We start from the raw sequence: 7,699 nt of genomic DNA, 5'->3' as shown, positions 1-7,699 counted from the left end.
CAGCATTTTCGGATCGATCATGATCATGCGGACGTCGGCGGGTGTGCTCTTGTAAAGGAGACTGAGGATCATGGCATTGACGGCCACAGACTTACCCGAACCGGTGGTACCGGCAACCAGCAAGTGGGGCATCTTAGCGAGATCCACTACCACAGGTTTCCCGCTGATATCGGCACCTAACACCATGGTAAGTGCAGAAGGATTAGACTGGAAAGCATCGGCACTGATCACTTCACTTAAACGCACCATTTCGCGCTTTTTATTCGGTAATTCAAGTCCAATTACGGATTTGCCAGGTATAACCTCTACGACGCGTACCGATGTTGCCGACATCTCACGGGCCAGGTCTTTCGATAAACTGGTAATTTTGCTTACCTTTACCCCGGGAGCAAGGTCGATTTCAAAACGCGTGATCACCGGCCCCGGATACACGCCCACTACAGACGCATCTATATTAAAGTTAGCCAGTTTTTCCTCTACCAGACGTGAAACGATGTCCAGTTCTTCCTGGGAAATTGGATTCTCGTGCTTATCAGCCCGCTCTAACAGATCAAACGAAGGCATTGGGCCTATATCGGCATCATCTGTTCCCTGTTGTTCTGAGAAGAGCTTATTTACAGGTTTGCTCTGCACAGGTTTAGATGCCGCAGTACTCTTTATAACCTGAGGTTCTGCATGGCTTACACTCTCCCCTGCCCCGCTGCCCAAATCGGTAAAACTCACCTTTTCGGTTGTGCGTGATCCAGCCGGCGCAGGTGCGTCTTCATCCTCATCATCTATGTGGAAAGGAGGAAGATCTTGTGGCATGTCGTCATCGAAGTTGTCGGCAAACACTTCATCCGGAATAGACATGGTAGGTTCATTGCGAACGTTCATTCGCGGTGCGCGTTTTTCAGCATCAACCGGTGGCTCTGCGCGTAGACTGGTAATGTTCAAATCGTCTGATTTTTGCGACGTTTTTTCCGCTTTGTTCGGTAAGGATAACGCAGGCATGTTTAGCGATAATAGCTTTTGTGGCCCGGCAATCGCTTTTTGACTTACCCAAATAGTGCTTTCGCCCAGTTTATCAATAATTAACAACCAGGAAATGCCCGTCATCAACGTGAAACCAACACAACAAAAACACAGAAGCAGCAAAATAGTGCCCGGCGTATTGAAATAGGGGATCAATGCTGAGCTAATAACGTCACCAACCAGACCGCCGGCACTGAAACTAAACAAGTCGTCAAAATTAACGCTGGCAATGCCGCTCAGGCCCAACGCCAGCAGCAGACTGCCGATAATCCGCAAACCTATGGTAAGGTAATCCAATTCACGCCAGTTTTTCACGTGATGAAAAGCAAACCAGCCCAGAAACGCACTACAAAACGGCATGATGTAGGCTAAGTATCCAAACGTAAAAAACAACAGATCAGCGGTCCAGGCACCCGTAGGCCCCACCCAATTGTGCACATTTGGTTGTAAGCCTGCCTGACTCCAGCCCGGATCCCCCGGATGGAATGACGCAAGCGCCAGGAGTAAGAAGAACGCGAGAGCACAGGCAATGATCATACCTGTTTCCCATATGCGTTGAACGCCAGAAAGTCGCACCATATTCCCTAAAATTCTCTGTTCGTTTGCCTCGTTGGGCACACTGTCATTATTCTATTAACTATGTATTACTGATTAACACCGCTTACAAGGTTAATCAGAATCAGCCCACGTTATATCACACTTGGCAATGCAATCATTACAGCAATATCTGCGCCTGATTTACTGTATGCGCCCAATATACAACTGAGGCGTATTCTCAATACTACGCTATTTTGTATTAATTCTAAGACTATTGGTACTCTTAACTTCTTCCATTACCACATAGGTGCGCGACGCACTGACACCAGGTAGTCTAAGCAACGTATCACCCAGCAATTTTCGATAACTCGACATATCTGCAACCCGCGCTTTTAACAGAAAGTCAAAATTACCAGAAACCAGGTGACACTCTTGTATATCATCATGTTGCTGAACCGCAGCTGAAAAATCGGCAAAGATGTCGACGGATGTTTTTGTTAATGTAATTTCTACAAACACCAGCATTGCTGCACCCAGCTTCTGTGGATTCAGTAACGCATGATAACCCAGAATATACCCCTGGGACTCTAGCCGTTTAACCCTTTCTAAACAAGGACTTGGACTCAAGCCCACTTGCTTGGCTAATTCCACATTGGATATTCGGCCATCTTTTTGCAGTACAGAAAGTATATTTCTATCAATACGATCGAGATGTTTCGGCGTTTTTACCAGCATATTTAATTTTGCGATATGGGATTTAGCCAAAATATAACACTGCAACTTTATAAATTACAGCAGATATATTTCTAAATCATTCGCTATACTCAGCATCTTTATTGAACAACCCAATTTGAGACGGGGAAAAGCATGTTAGTTGGCGTACCAAAAGAAATTAAAAATCACGAGTATCGCGTTGGCTTAACACCAGCCGCTGTAAAAGAGTTCGTTGCACATGGTCATCAGGTAATGGTTGAAACCAATGCTGGCACTGCAATTGGTTTTACAGATGAACTGTATCAAAACGCAGGCGCAACCATTGTGAACTCTGCTGAGCAAATTTTTGCGGAAGCAGAAATGATCATTAAAGTAAAAGAGCCACAGCCTTCTGAGTGTAAACAATTACGCAAAGGCCAGACTCTGTATACCTACCTGCACCTTGCTCCTGATCCAGAACAAACTGAGTTGTTAATTGCATCAGGTGCAACCTGTATTGCCTACGAAACCGTAACTGATCGCAATGGCGGTTTGCCACTATTGGCACCAATGAGCGAAGTCGCTGGCCGTATGTCAGTTCAGGCAGGTGCGCATTATCTTGAAAAAGCGCATGGCGGCAGCGGTACCTTATTAGGTGGTGTGCCTGGTGTAGCACCGGGTAAAGTGCTGATCATCGGTGGTGGTGTTGTAGGTACGCAGGCTGCTAAAATGGCACTGGGCCTGGGTGCAGATGTCACCATTCTGGACCGCTCGCTACCGCGTTTACGTCAGTTGGACGACATTTTTAACGGCCAGGTAAAAACGGTGTACTCTACCGTTGATGCCATTGAACACTATTCTGCCAACGCGGATTTGGTAATTGGAGCAGTGCTTATCCCCGGCGCCGCAGCACCTAAACTGCTAAACCGCGAACATATCAAGAATATGAAACCTGGTTCAGTACTGGTTGACGTAGCCATTGATCAAGGCGGCTGTTTTGAAACCTCAAAAGCAACAACGCACCAGGATCCTGTGTACATCATTGATAACGTGGTGCATTACTGTGTAGCCAACATGCCAGGTGGTGTAGCCAGAACGTCAACTATGGCGCTGAACAATGCTACGCTGCCATTTGGTCTGGCATTGGCAAACAAAGGCCCTAAACGCGCAATGTTAGAAGACATTCACTTGTTGAATGGCTTAAATGTTCACGAAGGCAAAGTAACTTATCAAGCGGTTGTTGAAGCCCTTGGCGACAAACTGGGGATCACTTATACCCCGGCTTTGGACGCATTAAGATAATCACTTAGTGCTGATAGCAGATACAAAAAGGGGCCAATGTTGATTGGCCCCTTTTTTATTCCCTTGCCATGTTTATACCTAACGTTGAAGTACAGAGCACAATTAATCGACGCAAATATTAAGCAATTGTATTGTTAACTGCGGTAAGTGTTGCTAATGGGTCATTAGCCTGCGTTATAGGTCTGCCCATTACCAGATAGCTCACGCCAGCCTCTATTGCATCTACCGGCGTCATAACGCGCTTTTGGTCGCCCACATCCGCACCTGCGGGTCGAATACCTGGCGTCACCAGTAGAAATGACTCGGGAAGCGTTTGTCTGAGCAGCACGGCCTCCTGGGCCGAACACACTACCCCGTCTAATCCCGCTTCGGCTGTAAGCGCTGCTAATTTTGCAACTTGTTCAGCGGGCGTTACCTGGGGTACTACATCGTTTAACTGCGCCTGATCCATACTGGTTAACACGGTAACCGCGATGAGTTTGGTCTCTGGGTGAGATGAACTCTCAATGGCTAGCTTGGCCTTACGCATCATCTCTGCGCCGCCACTTGCATGCACATTCACCATCCACACTCCCATTTCCGCTGCTGCTTTACACGCTTTAGCCACAGTATTGGGTATATCGTGAAATTTAAGATCCAAAAAGACGTCAAAACCTTTTGTGATTAGGGATTTTACAAATTCAGGCCCAAACAAAGTAAACATCTCCTTGCCTACTTTTAGCTTACAGGCAGAAGGGGTTAATTGATCGACCAGTTGGTTGGCTTGTTCGACATTGTCGAAGTCCAGCGCTACGATGACGCGAGGATCTTGTGTCACTGTTTACTACTCTCCGTCTAATCCACGAATGGGGTGTACAACCCCCCACTTTTTACATGATGGACATAACCAATAAAGCTTACGTCCAGAAAATCCGCAGCTCTTGCAGCGATACCGCGGACGTTGTTGAATTTGTTTACCAACCAGTTCAGCCAGATGCTGATAGGTTACTTTGGCATCTTCGTCGGTTGTATTGTCGCTGTATAACTGCATTAACCGATGAAAGCCACGCATGGTAGGCGTTTTCTGCAATTGTGCAAATAAATAGTCTGCCGCCTGCTGGTTGCGATTTTGTTTCACCATTACCGTGACCATTGCCAGATAAGCGGTTGCGCATTGCACCCAGTGCTCATTTAGCAAGGTTTCAAATGCATCCCAGTCCTGTGTTTTTTCCGTAATGTTTTGAATAACCGGTATCGCTTCAATAAACCAGTCTTCTTCGCGTTGAGCAACCTGTAACAAGTATTCAATTGACTCGTTGTAGCGCCCCTCGTTGAAGGTAACCTGACCTAGCATTAGCCATGGCCGGGTCGCATTTTCGTCGGCATTCACTGCTTTTTGCAGCAACGACAAGGCCGATTCCAGATTGTGGTGATCCAGTTCAATCTGAGCCTGCTCACAGTAAAAATGCGCGAGTTTAGTGCGAACGGTATCACTGTCCTGCAGCATTTTTTCAGCAAGCGCGATTGCCCGTTCCCATTCTTTGGTTGTTTGATAAATCGAAAATAACTGCTGCTGAGCAAAGTCGAAATGCTTATCACTGGATAATAATTTTGCAAAGGTGTCTTCAGCGCGCTCCAGAAAGCCAGCCTGCATATAATCCCGGCCTAATTCGCGTAGCGCATTTTCTCGTTGGCTGGATTGTAATTCGTCGCGTCCCACCAGATTTTGGTGAACCCGAATGGCACGGTCTATTTCACCGCGATGACGAAAAAAATTGCCCATGGCAATGTGAGTTTCGGCAGTATCATTGTTCAGGTTAATCATTTTGATTAACGTATCAACCGCTTTGTCGGGTTGATCAGACAATAAAAAGTTCAAGCCGCGATAGTAATGCTTGGAGAGTATACTGGATTGCTTGCGTTGTGCTTGTCTAACGCTGTTCCGCCCCATGATGTATCCGTAACCGGCGGCCACGGGAAGCAGCAAAAATAGCAGCTCTAACATGAAGATTATTCTTTCTGAAGTCGGTTGAGCTTAGTTTGCAGTCTGATCAGTTTTACGCGTAACGCCAGCCAACTACTCAAAACCGCTAACACACCTACCACAACACCTACCGCTACCGCGACGGCGATGAGAGTGGCAATGGTTATTTCTGATTTGGCTATTAAATAGTTAACCGAGATTACTGCGTTATTCTGTGAACCAATTGCAACAGCCAGAACCAGCAATATGACGATACAAACAAAAAACACTAAGCCTTTCAAGAAAGCATTCCCAACAAGAAACAATAAATGCAGGATAGCAAAATGCTTACCCTGTTACAGTATTGATATACAAAAAAAGCACCTTTAAAAGTGCTTTTTTTATTTAAATCAGGCTATTGACTCGTTTACCCGGTCACGTAGCTCTTTACCAGGCTTGAAGTGAGGAACGTATTTACCGTCCAGCTCCACCGTTTCGCCAGTCTTAGGATTACGACCGACACGTGGTGCCCGGAAATGCAATGAAAAACTACCAAATCCGCGGATTTCAATGCGATCACCCTTTTGCAGAGTTTGCGCCATTTGTTCCAACATTTCTTTGATAGCAGATTCAAGATCTTTGGCCGGGATATGGCGTGCCTGATCAGCGAGCCGCTCAATTAGTTCAGACTTGGTCATGGTAACCTCTTTGTCATCGTCGATATTAAACAGCTACATCAGTAAACGCACAGCGCTTATACACTGTGCGTCAGATGCTACAAAAGGAGATTACTCGCCTTTTGCCGCTTTAAAGGCTTCAGCCATTGCGTTAGCAAAACCAGCTTCTTCCTGCTGATTTACTTTATCGATAGCTTCTTTCTCGTCAGCCTGGTCTTTTGCTTTAACAGACAGGTTAACGATACGGTTCTTACGGTCAACACCGATGAACTTAGCTTCGATAGAGTCGCCAACGTTCACTTCTTCAGAAGCGTCTTCTACGCGGTCACGAGACAAGTCTGCAACACGAATGTAGCCTTCCACTTCTTCTGCCAGGTTAACAGTAACACCTTTCGCATCAACTGCGGTAACTGTACCAACAACGATAGCACCTTTCTTAGTATCTGTCAGATACTTGTTGAAAGGATCTTCTTCGATTTGCTTAACGCCTAGAGAAATACGCTCACGCTCTGGGTCGACTTGCAGCACAACTGCAGAGATTTCGTCGCCTTTCTTGAAGTCGCGAACGGCTTCTTCGCCAGTCTTGTTCCAAGAAATGTCAGACAGGTGAACCAAACCATCGATGCCGCCGTCAAGGCCGATGAAGATACCGAAGTCAGTGATTGACTTGATCTTACCAGACACTTTGTCACCTTTTTCGTGTGACTTAGCGAAGGTTTCCCATGGGTTGTCGATGCACTGCTTCAGACCCAGAGAAATACGACCACGCTCTTCGTCGATTTCCAGAACCATAACAGTTACTGTGTCGCCCAGGTTAACAACCTTAGATGGGTGGATGTTCTTGTTAGTCCAATCCATTTCAGAAACGTGAACCAGACCTTCAACACCTTCTTGAATCTCAACGAAACAACCGTAGTCTGTTAGGTTAGTTACGCGACCTGATAGACGGCTGCCTTCTGGATGACGGTTAGCAATTTCTAACCATGGATCTTCACCCATCTGCTTCATACCGAGTGATACACGAGTGCGATCACGGTCGAACTTCAATACTTTAACGTTAATCTCATCACCAACCTGTACAACGTCTGAAGGATGCTTAACACGCTTCCACGCCATATCAGTGATGTGTAACAGACCATCTACACCGCCTAAATCAACGAATGCACCGTAGTCAGTTAGGTTCTTAACGATACCCTTAATTTCCATACCTTCTTGCATGTTCTCAAGGATTTCATCACGCTCTTGTGAGTTTTCACTCTCGATAACGCTACGACGTGAAACAACGACGTTGTTACGCTTCTGATCAAGCTTGATGACTTTAAATTCTAAATCTACGCCTTCTAAGTGACTTGTGTCACGGATAGGACGTACGTCGATAAGAGAACCAGGTAGGAACGCACGAATACTCATTACGTCAACTGTGAAACCACCTTTAACTTTGCTAGTGATAACACCGATAACTGTTTCAGTATTTTCGTAGGCTTCTTCAAGCTTAATCCAAGATTCAGCTCGCTTAGCTTTCTCACGAGATAGT

Annotated in this window: 8 protein-coding genes; 1 reads left to right on the top strand and 7 read right to left on the bottom strand. The window is 46.0% G+C overall.

Annotated features, from left to right (window positions below):
* Both ACLR2L_RS17125 and lrp read right to left on the bottom strand, forming a co-directional pair.
* A partial coding sequence (locus tag ACLR2L_RS17125) for a DNA translocase FtsK 4TM domain-containing protein (protein WP_413369835.1) occupies nt 1-1,593 on the bottom strand: 1,593 nt, incomplete at its 3' end.
* Between the two features lie 207 nt (nt 1,594-1,800).
* Entirely contained in the window at nt 1,801-2,286 is a 486-nt protein-coding gene (gene lrp, locus ACLR2L_RS17120; protein WP_140957587.1) for a leucine-responsive transcriptional regulator Lrp, read from the bottom strand.
* A gap of 132 nt (nt 2,287-2,418) precedes the next feature.
* Here lrp and ald point away from each other — a divergent pair, with 132 nt between their 5' ends.
* On the top strand, nt 2,419-3,546 hold the full coding sequence (gene ald, locus ACLR2L_RS17115; RefSeq protein ID WP_413369833.1) for an alanine dehydrogenase: 1,128 nt from the start codon (nt 2,419-2,421) through the stop codon (nt 3,544-3,546).
* A 118-nt stretch (nt 3,547-3,664) separates the two neighbouring features.
* On the opposite strand, the gene pyrF is transcribed toward ald, so the two are convergent.
* The 5 genes from pyrF to rpsA all read right to left on the bottom strand — a co-directional run.
* Nucleotides 3,665-4,363: an orotidine-5'-phosphate decarboxylase gene (gene pyrF, locus ACLR2L_RS17110; RefSeq protein ID WP_413369831.1), complete on the bottom strand. Its 699-nt coding sequence runs from the start codon at nt 4,361-4,363 to the stop codon at nt 3,665-3,667.
* Nucleotides 4,364-4,369: 6 nt separating this feature from the next.
* Nucleotides 4,370-5,530: a lipopolysaccharide assembly protein LapB gene (lapB, locus tag ACLR2L_RS17105; RefSeq protein ID WP_140957285.1), complete on the bottom strand. Its 1,161-nt coding sequence runs from the start codon at nt 5,528-5,530 to the stop codon at nt 4,370-4,372.
* 5 nt (nt 5,531-5,535) lie between these two features.
* Nucleotides 5,536-5,790, bottom strand: a complete 255-nt coding sequence (locus ACLR2L_RS17100; protein WP_140957283.1) for a lipopolysaccharide assembly protein LapA domain-containing protein — start codon at nt 5,788-5,790, stop codon at nt 5,536-5,538.
* Nucleotides 5,791-5,898: 108 nt separating this feature from the next.
* Entirely contained in the window at nt 5,899-6,186 is a 288-nt protein-coding gene (ihfB, locus tag ACLR2L_RS17095; RefSeq protein WP_140957281.1) for an integration host factor subunit beta, read from the bottom strand.
* A gap of 90 nt (nt 6,187-6,276) precedes the next feature.
* A partial coding sequence (gene rpsA / locus ACLR2L_RS17090) for a 30S ribosomal protein S1 (RefSeq protein WP_413369829.1) occupies nt 6,277-7,699 on the bottom strand: 1,423 nt, incomplete at its 5' end.

Origin of the sequence: Alteromonas sp. AMM-1 (assembly GCF_047290655.1) — a bacterium.
Lineage (GTDB): Bacteria > Pseudomonadota > Gammaproteobacteria > Enterobacterales > Alteromonadaceae > Alteromonas > Alteromonas mangrovi.
This window is presented reverse-complemented; position numbering and strand designations above follow the sequence as displayed.

What these genes read in the sequence shown, in the direction of transcription:
- ihfB (WP_140957281.1), bottom strand. Translation starts at nt 6,186, where the DNA reads ATGACCAAGTCTGAACTAATTGAGCGGCTCGCTGATCAGGCACGCCAT.
- lrp (WP_140957587.1), bottom strand. Translation starts at nt 2,286, where the DNA reads ATGCTGGTAAAAACGCCGAAACATCTCGATCGTATTGATAGAAATATA.
- lapB (WP_140957285.1), bottom strand. Translation starts at nt 5,530, where the DNA reads ATGTTAGAGCTGCTATTTTTGCTGCTTCCCGTGGCCGCCGGTTACGGA.
- ald (WP_413369833.1), top strand. Translation starts at nt 2,419, where the DNA reads ATGTTAGTTGGCGTACCAAAAGAAATTAAAAATCACGAGTATCGCGTT.